Annotated in this window: 1 protein-coding gene; it reads left to right on the plus strand. The window is 43.1% G+C overall.

What is annotated here, in order from left to right; all coding sequences use genetic code 11:
- A partial coding sequence (locus IQ246_RS29715) for a CARDB domain-containing protein (protein WP_194006861.1) occupies nt 1–1256 on the plus strand: 1256 nt, incomplete at both ends.

Consider the following 1256-nt stretch of genomic DNA (forward strand, 5'->3'; position numbering starts at 1 on the left):
CGGAATGGTTTACTCAATCCTGGCGGTTCTTATTCACGTCAAGAATTAGTTACCATTCCTTTCAGCTTAATTGGTAATTACAATCTATTTGTGGCGACAGATGCCAATAACAGGGTGTACGAAGCTACCAATGAAGGCAATAACTCAACCGTACAATCCCTGAGCATCACTCGCCAAACTCCAGACTTGCAAGTTACAGGGGTGAGTATTCCCACAACTGCGTTGTCAGGACAAGCCTTAACAGTTGACTGGACAGTTAAGAACTTCGGGACAGGAAAGACCAACGCACTTTTCTGGTATGACGATGTTTATCTTTCTACTGACTCGGTAATTAGTGGCAATGATAGATTGTTGGGTAGGGTATACCGTTCTGGGGCGTTAGAAGTATCGGCTGAGTATAGCGTGTCTCGCAGTTTTAATTTGCCGATAGACTTACAGGGTGAATTTTATACTATTGTTCGGACTGATAGTAGCAATTTCGTCCTGGAAACTCCCTTTGAAAACAATAATGATTTAGTTAGTTCTGGTACTACTAACATTTCTCTGAGTCCTGTGGCAGACTTGGTTGTAGCTAGCGTTGATGCTGCTAGCACTGGTATTAGTAGTCAGTTGTTCAATGTTACTTGGACAGTTAGTAATGATGGGGCTGCAAGTACGGGAAGTAGTTCGTGGTACGATGCGTTTTACTTATCCCGTGACCAATTCTTTGACCGCAGTAGCGATACATACATAGGATACAAGACGCGGACAGAAGATTTAGCAGCAGGGGCTAGTTACACTGACACCACATCCTTTAGAATTCCTCAAGGATTTTCTGGGCCATTTTATGTATTTGCAGTTGCAGACAGCGGCAATAATATTAATGAACTGAGTGGTGAGTTGAATAACGTTGGCTATGATGCTAATTCTACAGAAATTAGTCTGCCACAACCATCTGACTTGGTAATAGGGACAATTACCATTCCCGCCAATGCTGTACCAGGGCAAAATGCAACTATTAGCTACACCGTGATCAACCAAGGGACAAATGCGGCTTTGGGTAGTTGGTTTGATACGATTTACATCTCTGCGGATAACCAGTGGGATGTGGAGGATGCTTTGTTTGGAAGGGTGCAACACAATGGCGATGTGGCTATTGGTGGTAGTTATAGTGAAACTCTAAGTGCAGCATTGCCTGGTGTACTTCCTGGTGATTATTATGCGATCGTCAAGAGCGATATTCGCAATCAAATTCCTGAGTCGAATGAAAGTAATAA

The sequence above is a fragment of the aff. Roholtiella sp. LEGE 12411 genome, assembly GCF_015206995.1.
Lineage (GTDB): Bacteria > Cyanobacteriota > Cyanobacteriia > Cyanobacteriales > Nostocaceae > Komarekiella.